The organism is Actinospica durhamensis (assembly GCF_018139695.1).
Classification (GTDB): domain Bacteria; phylum Actinomycetota; class Actinomycetes; order Streptomycetales; family Catenulisporaceae; genus Actinospica; species Actinospica durhamensis.
Genome location: NZ_JAGSOG010000143.1, coordinates 1 through 21,820, shown reverse-complemented (window position 1 = coordinate 21,820; position 21,820 = coordinate 1). Strand labels below are relative to the sequence as shown.

Annotated in this window: 19 protein-coding genes; 11 read left to right on the top strand and 8 right to left on the bottom strand. The window is 72.0% G+C overall.

What is annotated here, in order from left to right:
* Window positions 1–53: 53 nt before the first annotated feature.
* A complete protein-coding gene (locus KDL01_RS24515; RefSeq protein WP_212530942.1) occupies window positions 54–479 on the bottom strand; it encodes a MarR family winged helix-turn-helix transcriptional regulator in 426 nt (141 codons plus the stop codon).
* Between the two features lie 121 nt (window positions 480–600).
* Here KDL01_RS24515 and KDL01_RS24510 point away from each other — a divergent pair, with 121 nt between their 5' ends.
* From KDL01_RS24510 to KDL01_RS24500, 3 genes are all read left to right on the top strand, one after another.
* Window positions 601–2,058 (top strand): MFS transporter, encoded by a 1,458-nt coding sequence (locus KDL01_RS24510; protein WP_212530941.1) that lies wholly within the window; start codon window positions 601–603, stop codon window positions 2,056–2,058.
* A gap of 312 nt (window positions 2,059–2,370) precedes the next feature.
* Complete coding sequence (locus KDL01_RS24505; RefSeq protein ID WP_212530940.1) at window positions 2,371–2,904, top strand: hypothetical protein; 534 nt, start codon at window positions 2,371–2,373, stop codon at window positions 2,902–2,904.
* 87 nt (window positions 2,905–2,991) lie between these two features.
* Complete coding sequence (locus KDL01_RS24500; RefSeq protein WP_212530939.1) at window positions 2,992–4,071, top strand: zinc-binding dehydrogenase; 1,080 nt, start codon at window positions 2,992–2,994, stop codon at window positions 4,069–4,071.
* A 111-nt stretch (window positions 4,072–4,182) separates the two neighbouring features.
* Here KDL01_RS24500 and KDL01_RS24495 read toward each other — a convergent pair whose 3' ends face one another.
* Window positions 4,183–5,772, bottom strand: a complete 1,590-nt coding sequence (locus tag KDL01_RS24495) for a S53 family peptidase (RefSeq protein WP_212530938.1) — start codon at window positions 5,770–5,772, stop codon at window positions 4,183–4,185.
* A gap of 308 nt (window positions 5,773–6,080) precedes the next feature.
* Here KDL01_RS24495 and KDL01_RS24490 point away from each other — a divergent pair, with 308 nt between their 5' ends.
* Genes KDL01_RS24490 through KDL01_RS24480 form a run of 3 tightly spaced genes read left to right on the top strand, consistent with a single transcriptional unit; the run spans window position 6,081 to window position 8,910 of the window.
* The gene (locus KDL01_RS24490) at window positions 6,081–6,935 is read left to right on the top strand and encodes a Nif3-like dinuclear metal center hexameric protein (RefSeq protein WP_212530937.1); all 855 of its coding nucleotides are present in this window, start codon (window positions 6,081–6,083) and stop codon (window positions 6,933–6,935) included.
* 48 nt (window positions 6,936–6,983) lie between these two features.
* A complete protein-coding gene (locus KDL01_RS45425; protein WP_212530936.1) occupies window positions 6,984–7,724 on the top strand; it encodes a zinc ribbon domain-containing protein in 741 nt (246 codons plus the stop codon).
* Window positions 7,725–7,743: 19 nt separating this feature from the next.
* Window positions 7,744–8,910 carry a bifunctional RNase H/acid phosphatase gene (locus tag KDL01_RS24480; protein ID WP_212530935.1) on the top strand — a complete coding sequence of 389 codons (1,167 nt, stop codon included), beginning with the start codon at window positions 7,744–7,746 and terminating at the stop codon, window positions 8,908–8,910.
* A 71-nt stretch (window positions 8,911–8,981) separates the two neighbouring features.
* Here KDL01_RS24480 and KDL01_RS24475 read toward each other — a convergent pair whose 3' ends face one another.
* Window positions 8,982–9,764: a YaaA family protein gene (locus tag KDL01_RS24475; RefSeq protein WP_212530934.1), complete on the bottom strand. Its 783-nt coding sequence runs from the start codon at window positions 9,762–9,764 to the stop codon at window positions 8,982–8,984.
* 93 nt (window positions 9,765–9,857) lie between these two features.
* Here KDL01_RS24475 and KDL01_RS24470 point away from each other — a divergent pair, with 93 nt between their 5' ends.
* Entirely contained in the window at window positions 9,858–11,345 is a 1,488-nt protein-coding gene (locus KDL01_RS24470; RefSeq protein ID WP_212530933.1) for a glycosyltransferase family 87 protein, read from the top strand.
* 100 nt (window positions 11,346–11,445) lie between these two features.
* On the opposite strand, the gene KDL01_RS24465 is transcribed toward KDL01_RS24470, so the two are convergent.
* Both KDL01_RS24465 and KDL01_RS24460 read right to left on the bottom strand, forming a co-directional pair.
* Window positions 11,446–12,747 (bottom strand): glycosyltransferase 87 family protein, encoded by a 1,302-nt coding sequence (locus KDL01_RS24465; RefSeq protein ID WP_212530932.1) that lies wholly within the window; start codon window positions 12,745–12,747, stop codon window positions 11,446–11,448.
* Window positions 12,748–12,879: 132 nt separating this feature from the next.
* Window positions 12,880–14,226 (bottom strand): D-alanyl-D-alanine carboxypeptidase family protein, encoded by a 1,347-nt coding sequence (locus KDL01_RS24460; protein ID WP_212530931.1) that lies wholly within the window; start codon window positions 14,224–14,226, stop codon window positions 12,880–12,882.
* Window positions 14,227–14,520: 294 nt separating this feature from the next.
* Between KDL01_RS24460 and KDL01_RS24455 the strand changes: the two genes are divergently transcribed.
* Window positions 14,521–14,889: a hypothetical protein gene (locus tag KDL01_RS24455; RefSeq protein ID WP_212530930.1), complete on the top strand. Its 369-nt coding sequence runs from the start codon at window positions 14,521–14,523 to the stop codon at window positions 14,887–14,889.
* Window positions 14,890–14,901: 12 nt separating this feature from the next.
* Here the strand turns inward: KDL01_RS24455 and KDL01_RS24450 are convergent, their stop codons facing one another.
* Window positions 14,902–16,488: a cobyric acid synthase gene (locus KDL01_RS24450; protein ID WP_212530943.1), complete on the bottom strand. Its 1,587-nt coding sequence runs from the start codon at window positions 16,486–16,488 to the stop codon at window positions 14,902–14,904.
* 55 nt (window positions 16,489–16,543) lie between these two features.
* Complete coding sequence (locus tag KDL01_RS24445; RefSeq protein WP_212530929.1) at window positions 16,544–17,587, bottom strand: cobalamin biosynthesis protein; 1,044 nt, start codon at window positions 17,585–17,587, stop codon at window positions 16,544–16,546.
* A 54-nt stretch (window positions 17,588–17,641) separates the two neighbouring features.
* Here KDL01_RS24445 and cobC point away from each other — a divergent pair, with 54 nt between their 5' ends.
* Window positions 17,642–18,676 (top strand): Rv2231c family histidinol phosphate aminotransferase CobC, encoded by a 1,035-nt coding sequence (gene cobC, locus KDL01_RS24440; RefSeq protein WP_212530928.1) that lies wholly within the window; start codon window positions 17,642–17,644, stop codon window positions 18,674–18,676.
* A gap of 63 nt (window positions 18,677–18,739) precedes the next feature.
* Here the strand turns inward: cobC and KDL01_RS24435 are convergent, their stop codons facing one another.
* A complete protein-coding gene (locus KDL01_RS24435; RefSeq protein ID WP_212530927.1) occupies window positions 18,740–19,597 on the bottom strand; it encodes a mechanosensitive ion channel domain-containing protein in 858 nt (285 codons plus the stop codon).
* A gap of 151 nt (window positions 19,598–19,748) precedes the next feature.
* On the opposite strand from KDL01_RS24435, the gene KDL01_RS24430 reads away from it, so the two are divergent.
* A complete protein-coding gene (locus KDL01_RS24430; RefSeq protein ID WP_212530926.1) occupies window positions 19,749–20,417 on the top strand; it encodes an HdeD family acid-resistance protein in 669 nt (222 codons plus the stop codon).
* A gap of 122 nt (window positions 20,418–20,539) precedes the next feature.
* Window positions 20,540–21,751: a M20 metallopeptidase family protein gene (locus KDL01_RS24425; RefSeq protein ID WP_212530925.1), complete on the top strand. Its 1,212-nt coding sequence runs from the start codon at window positions 20,540–20,542 to the stop codon at window positions 21,749–21,751.
* Window positions 21,752–21,820 lie beyond the last annotated feature (69 nt).

Genomic DNA, 21,820 nt, shown 5'->3' with positions numbered 1-21,820 from the left:
GTGGGGGAGCGGGGTGGGCCAGCGGCGCGGGCGAGCGGCGTGCGGCCCGCGGCTCAGTCCCGGCGCGGGTTGATCTTGCGCAGCAGGTCGCGCAGCACCACCCGCTCGGGCTCGGCCAGCGCGGCCAGCGGCGCGGCGGCGAAGTCGAGGTCGGCCCACACCTTCGCGGACAGTTCCGTGCCCGCGGGCGTCGGCGCGATGAGCTTGACCCGGCGGTCCGTCGGGTCGGGCCTGCGCTCGACCAGGCCGCGCCGCTCGAGCTTGTCCACCAGCCCGGTCACGTTCGACGGCTCGCAGCGCATGGACACGGCCAGCCGGCTCATCGGCTTCGGCTCGCCCACCACCAGGGCCAGCAGCCTGGCCTGCGCGCCGGTCAGCTCGTGCGCGGCCGCCGCCTCGTCGTACTCGGCGATGAACCGGCCGGTCAGGTCGGCGAGCGAGGTGATCACCTCGAGGCTGATCGGGTCGCGTCGGGTCATGCGCCCACCTTAGCCCAATGGTTAAGGAACTGAAATGTTTGACGACTGACGATCTCCCGCCCTAAAGTACTTCAGTCTCTGAACTTTCTGTCTGCTGAAACAACTCTGGGGAGTAGTGCGCATGAGCGCGACCCTGACGCCTCGCAGCGGCGCCGCCGACCTGCGCCCGGCCGCACCCGCGCGACCAGGTCTGGTGCTGGCCGCCCTGGTCCTGGCCATGATGGCCTTCACCGTGGTGCAGACCTCGGTGGTGCCGATCCTGCCCACGCTGGCGCAGTCCTTCCACCTCACCACCGCCACCGTCGCCTGGATGATGACGGCCAACCTGCTCGCGGCCGCGGTGCTCACCCCGCTGCTCGGGCGGATGGGCGACCTGTACGGGCGCAAGTGGGTGCTGGTGCTCTCCGTGCTCGGCCTGGTGCTCGGCTCCGGGCTGGCCTACTCGGTGCACAGCTGGCCGGTGCTGGCGGTCGCCCGGGTGCTGCAGGGCTTCGGCGGCGGCATCCTTCCGCTGGCCATCGCGGTGATCCGGGACGAGCTGCCGCGGGAGAAGGTCACCGGCGCGGTCTCGCTCGTCTCCGCCTCGCTGGGCGTCGGCTCGGGCCTGAGCCTGGTGCTGACCGGCTGGATGATGCAGCACTGGTCCTACCAGAGCGTGTTCCTCATGGGCCTGATCCTCGGGCTGGTCGCGCTGGCCGCCGTGCTGTTCGCGATCAAGCACGACCCGGTGGAGGACCGCGCGGGCGGCATGGACCCGCTCGGCGCGGTGCTGCTGGCGGCCTGGCTCAGCGCCCTGCTGCTCGCCCTGTCCGAGGGCTCCGCCTGGGGCTGGGGGTCGACCTCGGTGATCGCGCTGTTCGTCGGCGCCGCCGCCGTGCTCGTACTGTGGATCGCGGTGGAGCTGCGCACCGTGCACCCGCTGGTCGACGTCCGCGTGCTGGGCCGCCCGGCCGTCGCGGTGCCGAACGTCTCCGGGTTCTGCGTCGGCTTCCTGATGTACGCCTCGTTCACGCTGCTGTCCGACTTCACCCAGACCCCGAGCGCCGTCGGCTACGGGTTCGGCGCCTCCATCCTGCACTCCGGCATCCTGCTGCTGCCCTCGGCGGTCGGCTCCTTCCTCGGCGCCCCGATCGGCGCCCGGCTGATCGGCCGGTTCGGTCCCAAGGCGCCGATGGCCCTGGGCGGTCTACTGGCCGGCCTGGCCATGCTCTACCTGGGCCTGCGCCACGGCGCCGAGGGCGACGTCTACGCCGCCTCGGGCGTCATGGGCCTGGGCATCGGCCTGGCCTACTCGGCCATGCCCGCCTACATCAACGGCGCCGTCCCGCCCGAGCAGGCCGGCATCGCCAACAGCGTCAACGCCGTGCTGCGGACCGTCGGCGGCGCGGTGGGCACGGCCGTGGCCGGGGTGATCCTGACCTCGCGCACGATCAGCGCCGCCCTGCTCGCGCACACGCCGCTGGCCGGCCAGGTGCTGCCCACCGGCGACGCCTACCGCACCGCGTTCCTGGTGTGCGCCGTGCTGGGCCTGGCCGCCGCCGTGGTCCCGCTGCTGGTGCGCTCCCGCCGCGCGGGCTGACCGCCGCGCCGCCGACGGCCGCCCGCCCCGGCCGTCGGCGCGCGCGGTAGGCGCGGGAAATCCGGGGGAAACCGCAGCCGGGCGGCCGTACCCCGGATTGACTCTTGACGCGACCTATGTGTGGAACCCAGCATGGAACCCCTTTTGTGGGGAGGAAATTGGTGGGTTTTCCAAACAGGGGGCAACATGACAGAGACCGATCCGTGGGCCATGCCACAAACGGCGGCGGTGAATCCGGGAAGTGTGGGTCTTCCCGGCTCGATCTACGGACCCTCACCCAGGATCAAACCGCTTGAGAGCAGGCTGCCGCGGTTGGTCAGCGGCCTCGCCCTGCTCTACATGATCCTCAGTATCGCTGAGATCTTCTATATCGATCATGCCGCGACCTTGGCCGAACAGCTCAACTCGATGATCCTTTCGAATCAGTTTCCGAGCATGGCCCAGTCGACCCAACTGCAGGCCGACGACACCACGGTCGGAAACATCTCCTGGATCACCTTGATCGTGTTCCTCGCCCTGCTGGTGATGCTCGGGGCATGGCAGCGCTCGTTGACCGAGGCTCTGGGCTCGGTCGGCGCGCGCGGGGCCGTGTTCCGCCGGGCCCGCTACCGGTACCTGCGGGTGGTCTGGGTGCTCTCGCTGCTGTTCTCGCTCTTCCTCCAGGCGACCACGACCAGCGGCAACGTCAACTCGTACCAGGACGTGCTCAACCACGACCACCTGTACATGGCGTTCTGCGCCGCCCGGGCCGGCCTCGGCTTGCTCGTGCTCTACTTCGCCCGCCGGCTGCGGCGGGTGGCGGACGAGGGGGTGGGCCTGCTCAACGGCACCTACGTCCCGGACTGACCGGACGCAGCGTACTGACCATCGCGTCCGCCGCGCGGTAGGGTGCCCGCAGAATCGGTTACCCGACAGTAGCTACGGAGGTGGCGGATGCGGGCCGCGATGGTGCGTACGACCGGACAGGAGCGGGCCGAGGTCCTCGAGGGCTTCACGACCAGGCCGCTCGGACCCGAGGACGTCCGGGTCCGGATCAGGGCGAGCGGGGTGTGCCACTCCGACCTGTCCGCGATGAACGGCGTGCTGGCCAACCGCCGGCCGTTCGTGCTCGGCCACGAGGGCGCCGGCGAGGTGCTCGAGGTCGGCCGGGACGTGCGGGCGGTGCGGGTGGGCGAGCACGTCACGGTCTGCTGGGTGCCTCCGTGCGGCCACTGCGCCTTCTGCCTGCGAGGTGAGGGCAACCTGTGCACGGAGGTGTTCGTGCCCGCGGCGCAGAGCCCGAACTTCCTGCTGGACGGGGAGCCGGTGTACGGCATGTGCGGCACCGGCACCCTGGCCGAGGAGGTGGTGCTGCCCTGGCAGTGCGCCGTCCCGGTGCCCGCCGACGTGCCCTTCGACGTGGCCGCGCTGATCGGCTGCGGGGTGACCACCGGCGTCGGCGCCGTGTTCAACACCGCCCGGGTGCACCCCGGCGCGACGGTCGCGGTGATCGGCTGCGGCGGCGTGGGCGTCTCGGTGATCCAGGGCGCCCGCATCGCCGGGGCGGCCGAGATCCTGGCCGTGGACCCCAGCGCGGACAAGCGCGAGCTGGTCGGCCGCTTCGGCGCCACCCGCACCGCGGCCCCGGACGAGGTCAGGACCCTGATGAAGGAGCTGACCGGCCGCCAGGGCTTCGACTACGTCTTCGAGTGCGTCGGGCGCGGCGCCCTGGTGCGCCAGGCCTACGAGCTCGCCCGGCGCGGCGGCTCGGTCGTCGTGGTCGGCGCCGGCTCCCGGGACGACAAGGTGGAGTTCACCATGAACGAACTCTTCTACGACAACAAGCGCATCCTGCCGACCATGTACGGCGGCGGCGACGTCCGGGTGGAGTACGACCGGCTGATCCGGCTCTGGCGGGCCGGCCGGCTCGACCTCGCCTCCATGGTCACCGCCCGGCTCCCGCTGGAGCGGGTGGACGAGGCCCTTGACCTGCTGCGCTCCGGCGCGGCCGTGCGCACCGTCATCGAACTCTGACGAAGACCGAGGGCGGGCACGGTCGCCCGCGTGCCCGCCCTCGGCTCACCGCTCAGTACTCACGTACTCAGTACTCACGTACTCAGTACTCCGTGCTGCGGTGACGGGTGCTCACAGCTCGTCGGCGATGAAGTTGCCGCCGTTGTACGAGCCCCAGCCCGAGACCGGGTCGTAGCCCGTGCCCGCGCTGTAGCCGCCGTTGTTACCGCTCGTCACGTCGTGGAACGCCGAGCTGTAGTACGAGGACTCGGCCACCGTGTAGATGAACGAGTTCGCGTACCCGAACTTCGACTTGCCCAGCGCCGCCGCGGCCGTGTCGTAGTCGGCCGTGAACGCGGCCCAGTTCGGCGCCGCCGCGCTGGTGCCCCACACGTCCTCCCAGCTGCCGCCGTCGATGTACCAGGGGCTGTTGTTGCCGCCGGCCGCCGAGACGTCCGGGACCTCGCGGTCGCCGGTGGAGTTGACCGAGGTCTGGAAGCTCGGGGTGGCGTATTCCACGGACTTGCCGCCGCCGCTGTCGGACCACGCGGTCTCGGCACTCCACGCGTACGAGGAGGTCACCGAGAGCTGGGTGCCGCCGACGCCGGAGACGTACGGGTCGGAGGCCGGGTAGTCCACCGACAGGCTCGATCCGTTGTCGTCGGCGCCGTCGTCACCGGAGGCCGAGTAGATGGACTGACCCTGGGCCGCCATCTCCGTGAAGTCGGTGTTGTCGGAGGTCAGGTTGTCCTCCTCCGTCTCCGGCTCGCCCCAGCTGCTGGAGATCACCGGGACGTCGGCGCTGGCCAGCGCCGCGTACAGGGCGACCTCGCCGGCGTCCGAGTTCGGGGCCTCGTACGCCTTCACCGTCGCCTTGGGCGCGAGCGCGTACTCGACCTCGATGTCGAGCTCGTCCTCCACCGCACCCGAGGAGTCGGTGGTGCCGCCGTCGACCTTGACCACGGTGGCCGCCGTCGCGCCGAGGCTGTACTTGGTGTTGTACGCCGCGACCGCGGAGGCGGAGTAGGACGAGAACTCGACCAGGCCGACCGTCTCACCCGAGCCGTTGTAGCCCGAGCTGATGGAGGAGGCCAGGTTGTACGCGTCCCGCGCGATGGTCGGGGTGAGCGCGGTGGTCGCCTTCGCCGTGGTGGCGTGCGAGGTGACCGTGTACGCGGCGGTGCGCACCGACGAGGTGGACAGACCCGCGACTCCGGCCACGACCGAGGCGATGCTCGAGGGCAGCGAGGGCGCCGCCGCGTTCGCGTAGAAGGAGTGCGAGCCGGTCTTGTAGGTGCCGATGGAGACGTCGAACGCCTTCTCCACCTGCGCCGTGCTGCCACTGACGGCCAGGGTCAGGTGGTTGGCCGTCACCTTGCCGACGGACAGGCCCTGCGAGTGCAGGTACGAGGTGACCTGCTGGACCTGGGCGTCGGTCGCCCCGTACTCGGCCGCGTACTGCGCCACCGTGAGGTAGTGCTTGTACAGGGACGACTTCGGGTCGGAGACGGCGCGGATGAAGGCCGCCAGCTTGGCCTGGTTGCGCGGCGCGAGGCTGACCTCGAGGCTGAGGTTCTGGCTCGCGGCCAGGGAGCCGGTGTGGGTGGCCTTGGCCAGGCCCGGCACGGCCTCGCCGGAGAGCACGACGCGGCCGGAGAGGGCGGGGGTGGCGGCGTTCGCCGGCACGGCGAGCGCGAGGATGGGCAGGGGCGCTGCGAGCACGCCGATTATTCGAATATTTCTACGCACGACCATTCCTGTGGGTATGAGGGAACAGACGATTGGACCGCGTGGGCAGGGTTAGCCTCGCGGTAGTACACCGGGCACGGTGGGACGACTGGGTAAGTGAATGCCCGGGTGAACGGTGGGTCGATCTGAAACTAGCGCGACCGGTCGCGCGGGGAAATACCCGTCCATCACAGTTAACATGAGATTTTCCTCATGAGGTCTGATAGATCTTGAAGTTTTCCTGGACGACACATGAGGGCTCGAAGATCGGGCTCTTTTCCCGGCTCGTCTAGGATCGGGGCATGCCGACGCTCGCCGAGATCACGGCCGTCTTCGACGCCGCCTATCCGCCCGCCACCGCGCAGTCCTGGGATGCCGTGGGCCTGGTCTGCGGCGACCCCGAGGCCGAGGTCGGCCGGGTCATGTTCGCCGTCGACCCGGTCGACGCGGTGCTGGACGAGGCCCTCGAATGGGGCGCCGACCTGCTCGTGACGCACCATCCGCTGCTGCTCAAGCCGGTCAACGCGGTGGCCGCGACCAGTTACAAGGGCCGCTCGGTGCACCGGCTGATCCGCGGCGGCTGCGCGCTGCTGACCGCGCACACCAACGCCGACGTCGCCCGGCCCGGCGTGTCCGACGCCCTCGCCACCGCGCTCGGCCTGACCGTGGCCGGCCCCATCCTGCCCTTGCGCGGGGCGGCGCTCGGGGCGGCGTCCGGCTCGTCGGCCGGCGCGGCGGACGAGCTCGGCCTCGGCCGCTTCGGCACCCTGCCCGAGCCCGAGCCGCTGCGCGCGTTCGCCGAGCGGGTCGCCACCGCGCTCCCGCGCACCGCCGCCGGAGTGCGGGTCTCCGGCGACCTCGACCGGCCGGTGCGCACGGTCGCGGTGTGCGGCGGGGCCGGGGACGACCGGGAGCTGCTCGCCGCGGTGCGCGCGGCCGGCGCCGACGCGTACGTCACCGCCGACCTGCGCCACCACCCGGCCTCCGAGGCCATGGAGGCCGCGCGCTTCGGCGGCGGCCCGGCTCTGGTGGACGTCGCGCACTTCGCCAGCGAGTGGCCCTGGCTGTCCGTCGCCGCGGCCCTGCTGGCAGGCGGTACGGTAGACACGCGGGTGTCCACGCTCGTGACCGATCCGTGGACCTCGCACGCGCCGTGAGCATGGCGCAGTCGCTGTGAATTCCAAAGAGTCGAGGAGTACCGCCACGTGAATGCCGAGGCCGCCGACCAGCTTCGCCTGCTCGATCTTCAGGCACTCGACTCCAAGCTGGACCAGCTCGCGCACCGTCGGCGCACCCTGCCGAAGCTGGCCGAGCTCCAGACGCTCGACATCCGGCTCGGCCAGCTGCGCGACGTGCACGCCGTCTCGGCGGCCGCGGACTCCGACCTGGTGCGCGAGCAGACCAAGGCCGAGGCCGACGTGGACCAGGTGCGTGCCCGGGCCGAACGCGACCGCAACCTGCTCGAGTCCGGCCGCGGCAGCGCGAAGGACCTGGAGAACCTCCAGCACGAACTCGAGTCCCTGGCCAAGCGCCAGGCCGCGCTCGAGGACGTGGTGCTCGAGGTGATGGAGAAGGTGGAGTCCTCGGCCAAGCGCACGGCGAAGCTGGCCGCGGACCGCTCCGGGGTCGAGTCCGAGCGCGGCCGGGTCGCGCACGAGCTGGCCGGCGAGCAGTCCGGCCTGGACAAGGACTCCGTGTTCACCCAGGGCCAGCGCGACCTGACCGCCGCGAAGATCCCGGCGGACCTGCTGGCCCTCTACGAGAAGCTGCGCGCGCAGTACAACGGCGTGGCCGCGGCCCCGATCGTGCGCCGCCGCTGCCAGGCCTGCCAGATCGAGCTGGACATCTCCGAGGCCAACGCGGCCAAGGCGGCGGCCCCCGACGTGATCCTGCGACACGACTCCTGCCGCCGGATCCTGGTGCGGACGGCCGATTCCGGACTGTAGATCCGGCACAATCCTCCGTATGCGCACACTGATCATCGAGGCGGACGGCGCCTCCCGCGGCAACCCCGGCGAGGCGTCGTACGGGGCCGTGGTCAAGGACGAGGACACCGGCCGGGCACTGGCCGAACTCGCCGAGTACCTCGGCCGCGCCACCAACAACGTGGCCGAGTACCGGGGTCTGATCGCAGGCCTCGAGGCCGCCGCCGCGATCGACGCCGGGGCGCGGGTGAAGGTCAGGATGGACTCGAAGCTCGTGGTCGAGCAGATGTCAGGGCGCTGGCAGGTCAAGCACCCGGACATGAAGCCGCTGGCCGAACGCGCCCGCGGCCTGCTGCCGGGCGCCGCGGTGAGCTACGAGTGGATCCCGCGCACCCTCAACAAGCACGCCGACCGGTTGGCCAACGAGGCCCTGGACGCCGCGGCCGAGGGGCGCACCTGGGTCTCGAAGACGCCGCTCGCCACGGACGGCGCCGGCCAGACGCAGCCGCGGGCCGAAGTCCCGGCGGCCTCCGCCGAGCAGCCCGCGCCCGAAAAGGCCCGGGTCGCCTGGTCCCCGGACCTCGGCCGTCCCACCCGGCTGCTCCTGCTGCGCCACGGCGTGACCCCGCTGACCCTGGAGAAGCGCTTCGCCGGCATCGGCGACCCGCGGCTGACCGCCGAGGGCGAACAGCAGGCCCGCCGGGCCGCCGACCGGCTGCGCGCCGACGTCCGCTACGGCCCGATCGACGCCATCGTGGCCTCGCCGCTGCTGCGCACCCTCGCCACCGCGCAGGCCGTGGCCGACGCGGTGGGCCTGCCGGTCGAGCCCGAGCCCGGCGTGCGCGAGATCGACTTCGGCCTGCTCGAGGGCCTGACCTTCGCCGAGGCGCACGAGCGCTACCCGGCCGAGCTCTCCGCGTTCCTCGGCTCCAGCGAGGTCGCGCCGCCGCAGGGCGAGACCCTCGGCGCACTCGCCCGCCGCGCCGTCGAGGCCAAGGACCGGCTGGTCGCGCGCCACCCGCGACAGACCGTGCTGGTGGTCACACACGTCACCCCGATCAAGGCGCTGGTGTGCGACGCGCTCGGCGCACCGCTGTCCGCGGTGAACCGGATGGAGCTGGCCGCGGCCTCGCTCAGCGTCATCGACTACTACGGGGACGGCCTGAGCAACGTCCGCTGCGTCAACGACACCGCGCACCTGGACTGACCCGGGGCGGGCCGGGGCCGAGGCCGGCCCGGCGTACCCGGGCCGATCCGGCGCGTGTCCTCAGCGGAATCTCACAGCTCGCTGACCACGACGTCCATGGTCGTGGGGGAGTGTGGACGGGTCGGCTCGGGCCCCGGCTCCACGGTGAAACCGAGGTCGCGTACGACGTCGACGAACTCGGCCGGCTTGCCCGGAACCTGCCCGGATTCCAGCAGCGCCCGGGCCAGCCGGCCCTTCGTCGCCTTGTTGTGGTGCGAGATGATCTTGCGGACGGTGCGCCCGCCCGCCCGGTACTCGTGCAGCACCCGCAGGGTCACGGCGTTCGCCCCGGGCTGCCAGAACCCGGCGTACGCGCCCGAACGCAGGTCCACCACGAGCTCCTCGCCCACGTGCGCGGCCAGCGGCGCGCGCAGCGCCTCACGCCACACCGTGCTGACCGAACCGAGGCCCGGCAGCTTCACTCCGGCGGAGCAACGGTAGTGCGGGATCCGGTCGTTCGGCCGCACCACGCCCCAGAGACCGGAGAAGATCAGCACGTGATCGACAGTGACGCCGCGCTGACGCAGCGAGGGCAGGCCGAAGGCGTCGTACAGCACGCCGGTGTACACGTCCGCCGCGGCCGCGGCCGGGGCCTTGCGCAGGCCCTGGTTGTAGGCCAGCTCGCCGGCCAGTCCGCTGCTCAGGCCCAGTACGCCCAGCGCGTCCTCGGCCGGGCCGCGGCACAGCCCGACCAGAGCCTCCCGCAGCGCGCGCCGGGTCGCGGCGAGCTCGGGCAACGCGAGGGAACCGAGTTCCGCCGGACCCGCGTCACCAGGGACGGCCTTGGATTCCGAAGGTGGGATGAAGATAAACATCGTGGAACGGTTCCGTCATAGAGCGAAGTGTGGGCGGACCCACCTTAGCTGGAAACCGTATGATTTCGCCGATCCGAGTTGCCGGAGCGGACGATGACGATCCGTCAGGCCACACCGACACTTGCCGGGGAGAAGAAGGCGCTCCACATGTCACCCACCCGCAGACGGGTCGTCACGGCCCTGACCGTCTGGTTCCTCACCAGGGCCGTGCTCTACGCCGCCGCCACCGGCCACATCCTGCGCCGCTGGGGCGTGCCGAGCGTCGGCGATGTCAAGACATATATGGTCTGGGCTGAGAAGTGGCTGGTCAACGGCCACATCCCGATCGACACGAAGTGGCAGTACCCGCCGCTGCTCGCGCCGATCCTGACCTTCCCGCAGTGGCTCTCCGACGCCTGGGGGCTGCACTACCTGACCACCTTCACCGTGATGACGGTCCTGGCGGACGCGGCGATCGTCGCGCTGCTGCTGTGGACCGCGGCGCATCGCGGGGTCTGGTCCGGCCCGTGGTACTGGATCGTCGGCGTCCCGCTGCTCGGCCCGATAGTGTACGGGCGTTACGACGTCTTCCCCGCCCTTTTCGTGGTGTTCGCGCTGGTCCTGCTGGGCAAGGGCATCCCGGCCGCGCTGGCCGACGACTCGGGTGACACGCGTTCGCGGCGCAAGCGCTGGCTGGCCGGCATCCTGATCGGCTTCGGCGCCGCGGTGAAGATCTGGCCGGGTCTGGCGATCTTCGGCATGCCGCGCACCCGCCGCGGCTGGGAGACCATCCTCGCCGTCGCCGCCTCGGTCGTCGGCGTGATCGCGCTGCTCTCGCTCTTCTACACGCACACGCTCAGCTTCATCGGCAACCAGAGCGGCCGCGGCATCGAGATCGAGTCGATCTGGGGCGTGCTGTTCCTGCTCGGCAAGCGGCTCGGCCTCGAGCACGTGAAGGTCAAGCTGGTCTACGGCTCGTACCAGACCCTCCCGGACAGCCACGCCATGCACATCCTGGTGAGCCTGGCCTACTACGCCTCGATGGCCTCCACGGTGCTCGGCTTCGGGCTGCTGGCCTACTGGTGGTGGCGCAAGACCTGGCGCCCGGCGATGGTGGCCGACGCGACCTTCGTCGCGACGCTGATGATGATCGTGGTCAGCCGGGTGATCAGCCCGCAGTACATGATCTGGGCGCTCGCCGTGGCCGGCTTCTGCCTGCTCTACAAGGACACCACCCAGCGCCGCAGCGCGCTGCTGGTGCTGATCGCGCTGCCGCTGACGCAGTACGAGTTCCCGTTCTTCTTCCAGCAGCTGCTGCACGCCCACCTCGTGCCCGTGCTCGTGGTGCTGCTGCGCGACCTGCTGTTGATCGCCGCGACCGTCATCGGCTTCCGCGACATGTGGGTCTCCTCGGTGGAAGGCGGCTTCCTGCCCCGGCGCCTGAGCGCCCGGCTCGGCCGTACGGCCGCCCAGGGCGCCCCGGCCACGGACGCCGCGGACGCGGACCCGCACGGCACCGCGGTCGGCACCCAGCGCCCGGCGCCCGCCAACGAGGCCGAGACGCAGTCGCCCTCCGCGGTGGAGCCCGCCGCCCAGACCTGATCGTCTGAGCGGCCCCCGCGCGGCGACGCGCGCGAACGCGAAGCGGCCCGGCATCCTCACGGGGATGCCGGGCCGCAACGTTTCCGGCTGAGACGGCGAGCTAGGGGCGTGCCCGCGCCGCCAGGACCGCGTCCTCGGTGCCGTCCGCCTGGGCCATGACCGGGGCCGCCGGTTCGCGGCGGAAGGCGACCAGCAGCAGCGCCACCACCGCCACCCACACGTACGCGCTGCCGATGATCTGCTCCCACAGCGCCCAGCCGTACTCGCGGTTCATCGTGTGCGGGAACCAGACCTGCGGCTCGGCCAGGAACACCCCGGCCACGGCCGCGGCGATCCAGAAGTACCGCTTGCCCGCGCCCGCCCGCCACATCCGGCGCCCGCGCACCAGCGCGCACAGCAGCACCGGAGCGCACCAGACCCAGTGGTGGGACCAGGACACCGGGGAGACGAGCAGCTGCGCGCACGCGGTCAGCGCGACCGCCGTGACCGTCCGCCCCGCCCGCACCGAGCGCTGCACCGCGATGAACGCGACCACCCCGGCCACCGCGGACAGGACGAGCCACACCCGGTTCTCGGCCTGGCCGGACAGGTGCGCCCGGTAGAGCACGCCGGTCAGCGACTGGTTCCCGGAGAAGACGTGCGGGCCTATCCGGTTGGTCTGGAACACCGTCTGGGTCCAGTACTCCCACGAGTCGTGCGGCGCGAACACGGCCCCGATCAGCCCTATCGTCAGGAACCCGGCGAGCAGGCTGAGGCAGCCCTTCCAGTCCCGGCGCGCGACGAAGTAGAGCAGGAACACCATCGGCGTCAGCTTGAGCGCGCCCGCGATGCCGGTCAGGAACCCGCGCGGCCAGCCCACCCGGCGCCCGCGCACGGTGAACCAGGTGCTCGGCAGCAGGCAGTCGAACGCGACCAGCGCCATCAGCACGATGTTGATCTGGCCGTACGCCAGCGTCGTGCGCACCGGCTCGAGCAGCACCGCCACCGGCAGCAGCGTCGCCGCCAGCCGCCACGAGGCCCGGCCGGTGGCCAGCTTCGTGGCCCGGAAGAACAGCGCAAGCACGCACACCAGCAGCGCCAGGCTGATCGCCGTCATCAGGATGCCGGCCAGGGTCGAGGGGATCACCGCGAGCGGCGACATCACCACGGCCGAGATCGGCGGGTAGGTGAACGGCTCGGGCAGCCCGCCCTGGGTGTCCGGCAGCTGGCCGTAGAGGGGGTGGTTGTGCAGCCACGCCTGCGCGCCGATACGGTAGACGTCCAGGTCGAGCCGGTAGACCCCCAGGTTCAGCGAGCCGTGCTGCCAGGTCAGCAGACAGGCGAAGAAGACCAGTAACACCAGAGCCGCCAGAACGCCCTGACGGCGGCTCGGCCGGCGCCGGGCGGACGTGAAGAACGCCACCCGCTCCACCCCCTTGGGTCCGCCCCGGCTCAGGGCGCGCTCGTGATCGTCAAAACACCGATGATGGTAGCCGAAGCGGAAGTTGTGCTCCTTACCGGTACCATCCGTGTGCCCCCGCAGCGCACACCCATCTCACTTCGACGTGGAAGGCCGCGATTCCGGTTTCCTGACGGTGGATCCGGCCAGGCTCGCCCGGTGCGGCAGTGCGTGCAGCGGCACATCCGCCGCGTCTCCGGTTGCGCCCGTCCGGGTGACCCGCAGCCGCGGCGCCGCCGCGGTGCCGCCGACCGCGACCCGGTACTCCAACCCGGCCCAGCCGAACACCTTCACCGCCGCGGCCGGCGCGTACTGCCGGGTGTCCGAGCCGGTCTGCTCGACCCGCGCCACCGTCTGCCCCGCCGCCGCGACCGTGGCCGTGCCCAGGGCGTGCTCCGCACTGTCCACCAGTCTGCCCGCCGCGGTCAAAGCGGACCACGGCGTGCCGGTGCTGCCGGCGAGCCCGAGCACGATCCCGAGGATGGTCACGGTCTTGCCGTCCACGGTGTAGTGCGCGGAGAACAGCAGGCAGGAGCCCGCGGCCGCGGTGGTGCCGGTCTTGATGCCGTCGATCCCGTACTCGCCGAGGTCCTCGTTGTAGTTGTGCACCGTCCCGGCCACCGGCACCGAGGCGTCGGACTCGGCCACGATCGAGGTGAGCGCGGGCACCTTCTGCACCGCCTCGGCCAGCTTGAGCTGGTCGGCGATGGTCGAGACCGTACTCGCGGCCAGGCCGGTCGGGTCGGTGTAGTCGCTCCGGGTCATGCCGAGCGCGCGGGCCTGCTTGTTCATCTTGACCAGGAAAGCGTCCACCGAGCCCGCGTCCCAGATCGCGAGGATGTCCGCCATGTCCCCGGCCGAGGCGAGCATCATGGCCTCCAGCGCCTGACGCTCGGTCAGCTGCTCGCCGGTGCGCACCTGCACGGCCGACTCGTCCTGGTCTATCGCCTTGCCGTACTCCGCGGCCATCTCGGAGGTCAGCGTGATGGTCGGCCCGGACTCGCTCGCCCCCAGCGGATGGTCCTTGAGCACCACGTACGCGGTCATCGTCTTCGTGATGCTCGCGATGGACGCCTGCCGGTCGAGCGAGCCCTTCTCGCCCATCAGCCCGTAGCCCACGACCTCCACCGCGGCCGAGCCCGCCGACGGCCAGACGAGGTCGGGCGAGCCGCCCGGGTAGACGAAGGTGCCGCTCGCGCTCTGCACCAGCCGGGCCGGCGCGGCCTGTCGCTGCGCCGCCGTGCGCGTACCCGAGAGCAGCGAGACGTGCGCGGCGCTGGTCAGGCCCCACAGTCCGGCGCCGAGCGTGCCGAAGACGATCAGGGCCAGTCCGAGCGCCAGACTCTCCCGCGTCCCCCAGAACGCGGGTCCCGGCACCCGGTCCGTGCGAACCAGCTCCCGGCGCGCCCGTCCGGCCAGACGGCTCAAGCGATCAAGCACCATTCCTCGGCTTTCCCTCTGCCCGCTGTGCTGCTGCCCGCTGTGTTGCTTTCACTGCTGTCACTGCTGTCACGGTCACTCGATGCCGCCCCGGGAGAGCTCAGTGTCGCTCACCGTGCTCCACCGCCCGAGCCCCGTCGTTCTCTTGACGTCCCGCCCCACGCTCTGGTTGCGCTCGGCCTGCGTCCGGCACCGATCCGCGGGCAAATAGTCTGATTTCACCCGTTTGCCGGATCCCTGAGAGGGCATCAGATTCGCGGGGAGTCATCAAGACACTGAAATGCATGGGAGGGTCGGGTGGACCTCACGGTACTCACCTACGTCGTCTATCTGCTGTTGTCCGTCATACTCACCGTCTGGGTGGCGCGCACGCTCAGCCGGACCGGCCACGTCTTCCTGGTGACCCTGCTGCGCGGGGACGAACTGGTGGCCGGCGCGGTCAACCGGTTGCTGGTGGTCGGGTTCTACCTGCTCGACCTCGGATTCGTGACACTGTTCATGCGCATCGGCGGCACCGTCGCCTCGATTCGGGCGTGTTTCGAGGCACTCTCGGTCAAGATCGGTACGGTGCTACTCGTGCTCGGAGTCATCCATCTCGCCAACGTCTACCTGCTCGCCCGCATCCGCCGCCGTTCGATGCGCATGCTCGCCCGGGGAGGCGAGTGATGCCGGTGGCGCTCACCGATCCCGCCCCGGCGGCAGGAGCGCCAAGCCCGGCGTCGGTCCCGACTCGATCAGCCGCAGCAGCGCCGCCGTGTCGACGTACGCGTCCACCGCGTCGGCCAGGCGATCGAACTGGGCCTCCCGGGCGGCCGCGAACTCCACGCCGGAACGCGGTCGCGGATCGGTAGCGCTCTGCTCGGCGCACGCCTCGCCCTCGCCGGCGGCACGTGCGCCGAGCCAGTCCAGCAGCGCGGACCGGAACCCGTCGGACTCGAGCGCGCCGTGCCACAGCGTGCCGAGCACCGCGCCGACCACGCAGCCGTCCAGCGCCCGGCCGTCGGCGTCGGTGAACAGCGGCGTACCACCGCGTATCTCGACCTGGCCGTGGTGGATCTCGTACGCCGTCGCCACCGCCGCGCCGAAGCCGAACCCGGTCGGCCGGGCCAGGGTCTTGCCCGCGACGAAGCGGGTGCGCACCGGCAGCAGGCCGAGCCCCGGCACGGTCCCGCCGGCGCTCTCCACCCCGTCCTCGTCCTCGATCTCGAGGCCGAGCATCTGATAGCCGCCGCACACCCCGAGAATCGCCCCGCCCCGCGCGTGCCGGGCGAGCAAGGCCTCGACGATGCCGCGCTCGCGCAGCCACTGCAGGTCGGCCACGGTCGACTTGGTCCCCGGCAGCACCACCAGATCCGCCTCGGCGATGCCGCGCGGCGAGGTGGTGAAGCCGACCTCCACGCCTGGCTCGAGCCGCAGCGCGTCGACGTCGGTGAAGTTCGACACCCGGGGCAGCCGCACGACCGTGACCGTCAGCGGTGGCGTCTGCTTGTCCGTCAGCGGTTGCGTGGCGGGGACCGGTACGGCGGAGTCGAGGCTCAGCGAGTCCTCCGCGTCCAGCCATAGATCCCGCAGATACGGCACCACCCCCAGCGTCGGGCGCCCGCTGAGCCCGTGGATCATCTCCAGTGCCGGATCGAGCAGCGCCGGGTCCCCGCGGAACCGATTGATGATGAACCCTGAGATCAGCGCCTGGTCGGCCGGCTCGAGCAGCGCCACGGTGCCGTGGAAGGCCGCGAACACCCCGCCCCGGTCGATGTCCCCGACCACCACCGTCGGCAGCTCGCGCGCCCGGGCCAGCCCCAGGTTCGCGATGTCGCCGCGCCGCAGGTTGATCTCGGTCGGCGACCCCGCGCCTTCGCAGACCACGACGTCGAATCGTCCGCGCAACTCGTCGTACGCCGCGAGCACGTGCTCGAGCAGCGTCGCCTTGAGCTCCTGGTAGCCGAGCGCGTCGGCCTGCCCGAACGGCCGCCCCAGCAGCACGACCTGACTGCTGCGGTCCGAGCCCGGCTTGAGCAGCACCGGGTTCATCTGCGGAATCGGGATCACCCCGGCCGCGGCCGCCTGCATCGCCTGCGCCCGCCCGATCTCCGCGCCCTCGCCGGTGGCCGGATCCAGGCAGACCGCCGAGTTGTTCGACATGTTCTGCGCCTTGAACGGCGCTACCGACACGCCCTGCCGGGCCAGCCAGCGGCAGATCCCCGCCGTCAGGACCGACTTCCCGGCATCAGAGGTCGTACCCGCCACCAGCAGGCCGCCCCGCAACGGCTTTCCCGCCGGTCGTGCGGCAGTCGTCTTCTCGTTCGTCGCTGGCGCGTCGTCAGCCACGGCGTGCGCATCCGGCCCGGCCGAGCAGCGCCCCCGTCGCCGCGAGCACCGCCGCGCTCGTGCACACCGCCTTGGACAGCCGCGTCGCCCGCGCGATGTCGAACCCGCGCGGACTGCGCCCGGCACCGAGCTGCGGGCGCTCCTCCACCCGCGAGCCGTACACGTTCGTCCCGCCCAGGCGCAGCCCGAGCGCGCCCGCCGCCGAGGCCTCGCAGTGCCCGGCGTTGGGGCTCGGGTGGTGGCTCCCGTCGTGCCGCAGCGCCTGCCAGGCCTGCGCCCGGGTGCCCCCCACGCACGGCGCCGCGGCCACCGTGAGCAGCCCGGTCAGCCGGGCCGGGACCAGGTTCAACAGGTCGTCGAGCCGGGCCGAGGCCCAGCCGAACCTCTCGTAGCGCTCGGACCGGTGCCCGACCATCGCGTCCAGCGTGTTCGCCGCGCGGTAGGCCAGCAGCCCCGGCGTGCCCGCGACCGCGCCCCAGAACAGCGGCGCGACCACCGCGTCCGAGGTGTTCTCAGCCACCGACTCGATCACCGCCCGGGCCAGCGCGCTCTCACCCAGGCCCCGCGCGTCCCGGCCGCACAGCCGCGGCAACCGCTCCCGGGCGCCCTCCAGATCCCCGATCTCCAGCAGCCGCCCGATCTCCTCGGCCTCCCGCCGCAGCGAGGCCGCGCCGATCACGGTCCAGGCCGCGCTCGCCGTCGCCGCCACCGCGAGCACCCGCCGCGTCCCCGTGCCGCCCACGGCACCCGCCGCGCGGTCCAGCGTCGCCCCGAGCGCCGCGCTGCCGCCCACGCACACCGCCGTGAACGCGGCCCCGCGTACCCGAGAGTCCTGATACCAGCGCTCTTCCAGGCCGCGCGCGCCCCGGCCGAACAGCGCCACCGGGTGGCCCCGCCGCGGGTCGCCGAGCAGCGCGTCCGCCGCGTACCCGGCCAGCAGGCCGGCCGCGAGCGCCGCCGACCTCCCCGACCGACTCCGCGTTTTCCCCGCTTCGGGCTTTCGCGTGCCGGCCTTGCCGGTGCTCGAGCTGTTCACCCGGCGATGGTAGCGAGTGCGGCAGCCGCGCGCGGACACGGCAGGATGGGTTCCATGGCCCACGCGTTCGACCTGCGACACCACGGAGACCGGGAGACCGCGGCCGGTTTGACGGACTTGGCAGTCAATGTCCGTATTCCCCGGCCGCCGCTCTGGCTGCTCGACCGGATCGCCGCGACGCTGCCCGAGCTCGCCGCGTACCCCGACCCCGGTCCCGCCACCGCCGCCGTCGCCGCCGCACACGGCCGCCCGCCGGAGCAGGTACTGCTCACCTCCGGCGCCGCGGAGGCGTTCGTGCTGCTCGCCCGGGCCCTGCGCCCGCGCCGCCCGGTGGTGGTCCACCCCCAGTTCACCGAACCCGAGGCCGCGCTGCTCGCCGCCGGGCACGAGGTCACCCGGGTGCTCACGGCCGAGCGCGACGGCTTCCGGTTCGACCCGGCGAGCGTGCCCGAAGACGCCGATCTGGTGATCGTGGGCAATCCCACCAACCCGACCGGCGTGCTGCATCCCGCGAGCGACCTGGCCGCGCTCGCCCGGCCCGGCCGCGTCCTGGTCGTCGACGAGGCCTTCATCGACGCCGTACCCGGCCAGCCGGAGACCCTGATCCGGCGCGCCGACCTGCCCGGCCTCGTCGTTCTCAGAAGCCTGACGAAGACCTGGGGCCTGGCCGGCCTGCGCGTCGGCTACGCGGTGGGCGACCCGGCGGTGCTCGCCGCCCTGCGCGAGGCCCAGCCGCTCTGGTCCGTCTCCACCCCAGCGCTCGCCGCCGCCACAGCCTGCTGCGAGCCCCGCGCACTGGCCGAAGCGGAAGAACTGGCGCAGCGGGCCGAACAGGACCGCCGCTACCTCGAACGGCGCCTGCTCGAACTGCCCGGCGTGACGCTGCCCGCCCTCGCCCACGCCCGAGCCCCGTTCGTCCTCGTCCACACCCCGGGCGCCGACAAACTCAGGCTCCGGCTACGCGAGGAATCCAGCTTCGCCCTGCGCCGCGGCGACACCTTCCCCGGCCTCGGCCCCGACTGGCTCAGGATCGCGGTACGCGGCCGCGAGGTCACCGACGCGCTGATCGCCGCCTGGCCGCGCGGCTGACGGCTGGTCGGTTCGCCGCGGCGTCGGCCTCAGGGCGTCGGCCTCAGCCGACGTGGCGCGAGCTCAGCCGACGTGCCGCGGCGCCTGCGGCGGCTCGCCCGGCTCGGTCGAGGACGTCGTGGTCGGCGGCGCGTTCGGGGCCGGCAGCGGGGCCGAGGCGTCCGGGTCCTCGAACACCCCGATCGGCCCGACCACCGCGGAGAGCACGGTCGAGTTCGGCAGCAGCAGCGTCCCGCGGTCGGTGGCCAGCCGCACGTACGTGAGCGTCATGTCCACCACCTCGCCCGAGTACGGCCCGCCGATCGGCCCCGAACGCACCGAGATCCGCTGCCCGACCGAGACCGGACGCACGATCAGCAGCACGAGTCCGGCGAAGAAGTTCCCGAACGCCTGCTGCGCCGCGATACCCAGGATCACACCCGTGATCCCGGCGCCCACCGCCAGCCGCTCGATCGGCACGTTCAGCGCCCCGAGCGTGCCGAAGATCACCAGCAGGTACCCGGCGACCAGGCAGATCCAGCGCAGCCCCACCTTCCGGTCGTCGCCCACCGAGGACGGCACCGTCTTGAGGACCTCTTTGGTGGCCGAGCGCACCGCGACCACACCGAAACCGAAGAAGAACAGCGCGCCGATCACCGAGCACACCGACGCCAGCCCGCGGTGCTCGGTGAAGTAGGCCACCGGCGCGGTCCCACTGGCCAGCACGCCGCCGCACACGTAGGTCAGCGCCAGCCCCAGCAGCGCCAGCACCCCCGCTCCGATCGCCCGCCGGAAATCCGCGCTGATCGCCTGGTTGATCGCCGCGAACGACCAGTGCTCGGCGGCCTCGACCGCCTCGGCGGGCTCCTCGGCCCGCGCGCCGGGTTCCGCGCCGGGCTCCTCGTGCTGCGTGGGGTCCTTGGGTTCCGGGGTGCGCGGCATGAGAGCATCTTACGGAGCAATCCCGAGGCCGAAAGCCAGCCACCCTGCGGTAAACAGGGCGGGAGCTGTCATAGTGTGACGAAACGTCAGATGGCGGGTCGGCATGCCGTACCGAGTGCGGCCCGGGCCCGGAGGAAGAGGCGAGGCGGGCTTGAGCGAGCCGATCGAGGGTGAGGTCGTCGGCGGCGGGACCGGAACGTCCGGCGCGGGCGGCGGTGCGGGCGGCCCCGGCGGTCCGCGTCGCGGCTTGGACCCGGCCCGATTCCAGCGGATGTGGCTGCTGCCGGTGGGCTTCGGCGTGGCCGGCGTGGTCCTCGGCGTGCTCGTCGTGGTCTGGCCCGGCCACACCGTCTCCGCGCTGACCTTCCTGTTCGGCATCTACCTGCTGCTCACCGGCCTCTACCGGTTCGTCACCGCGATCCAGCTCAAGGGCGTGGAACCGGTGGCCCGGGTGGTGGCGGTCGTGCTCGCGGTGCTCTCGGTGGCCTTCGGCGTGCTCTGCGTCGCCCGCCCGTTCCACACCGCCTCCACCCTCGCGCTCGTCATCGGCGTGTTCTGGCTCGCCAGCGGCGCCCTGACCGTCTTCGGCGCCTGGCAGCGCAGCCGCCGCACCCCCGGCCGCTCGCCCGGCCTGGCCGGCGGCGTGTTCGCGATGATCATCGGCCTGCTCATCATGGCCTTCCCCGGCGCCAGCCTGGTCGTGCTCGCCTGGATCCTGGGCTGCTGGCTCATCTTCTTCGGCGTCAGCGCGGTCGCCACCGGCCTGACCGCCCGCAAACTCCTCGAGCGCGCCCGCAGCGCCCCGCTCTACTGGCCCTGAGCCACCGCGCACGCTGCGTCTCGGAGCGCAGGGCGGCCCTTGCCCATTCTTGCCCGTACCCTTACCCCCTCCGACCGCATTCGCCCTGGCCGTAACCGGTGCGGCGTGGCTATGCTCCGGACATGTCGAACCTAGTCGAAGATCTCAAGAATGACGCCCGCGAAATCGCCGGCGATCTGGCCGAGCTGCGCCACGCCCTGCACCTCGAGCCCGAGCTAGGCCTCGAACTTCCCCGCACCCAGGAGAAGGTACTCGGCGCCCTCGACGGCAGCGGTATAGAACTCACCCTCGGCAAGGGCCTCAACTCCGTCATTGGCGTGCTGCGCGGGTCCCGCCCCGGCCCGACCGTGCTGCTGCGCGGCGACATGGACGCCCTGCCGCTGCAGGAGACCTCCGTCAGCGACGTGCCGATCTCCCGGTTCGACGGCGTCATGCACGCCTGCGGCCACGACCTGCACACCAGCATGCTGGTCGGCGCGGCACGGCTGCTCGCCGCCCGGCGCGAGCAGCTCGCCGGGAACGTGGTGTTCATGTTCCAGCCCGGCGAGGAGGGCGAGGACGGCGCCGGCCACATGATCGCCGAAGGCGTGCTGGCGGCCTCCGGCACCCACCCCACTGCCGCCTACGCCCTGCACGTGAGCTCCGGCATGCTCCCGCGCGGCGTGTTCGGCGCGCGCCCGGGGCCGATGATGGCCTCCTGCGCCGACCTGCGCGTGACCGTGCACGGCCGCGGCGGCCACGGCTCGGCCCCGTTCCGCGCCAACGACCCGATCCCCGCCGCCTGCGAGATGGTCACCGCGATCCAGACCGCGGTCACCCGCAAGTTCGACATCTTCGATCCCGTCGTGGTCACCGTCGGCTCGTTCCACGGCGGCACGAAGGAGAACATCATCCCCGAGTTCGCACACTTCGACGCCACCGTGCGCACGTTCTCCGCCGCGGCCTCCGAGCGCACCCGGGAAGTGCTCGTCCCCCTGATCGAAGGCATCGCCCAGGCCCACGGCCTTGAGGTGGAGGTCAGCTTCGAAGGCCTGTACCCCGCCACGATCAACGACGCCCACGCCATCGACATCGTCCGCGACACCGTCGGGGAACTGTTCGGCCAGGACCGCTTCGAGACCATGCCCCAGCCGCTGGCCGGCGCCGAGGACTTCTCCCGCGTGCTCCAGCAGGTCCCCGGCGCCATGGTCTTCCTCGGCGCCACCATCGAAGGCCGCGACCACCAGAACTCGCCCTGGAACCACTCGCCCGAAGCCGCCTTCGACGACCGCGTCCTGCCCGACGGCTCCACCCTCCTCGCCCGCCTCGCCCTCGACCACCTGGCCGGCGCATAGGCTCCCGCGAGCACACGACGCCGGCGCGTCCCCACCCCCGGACGCGCCGGCGTCGTGTGCTCTGTCTCT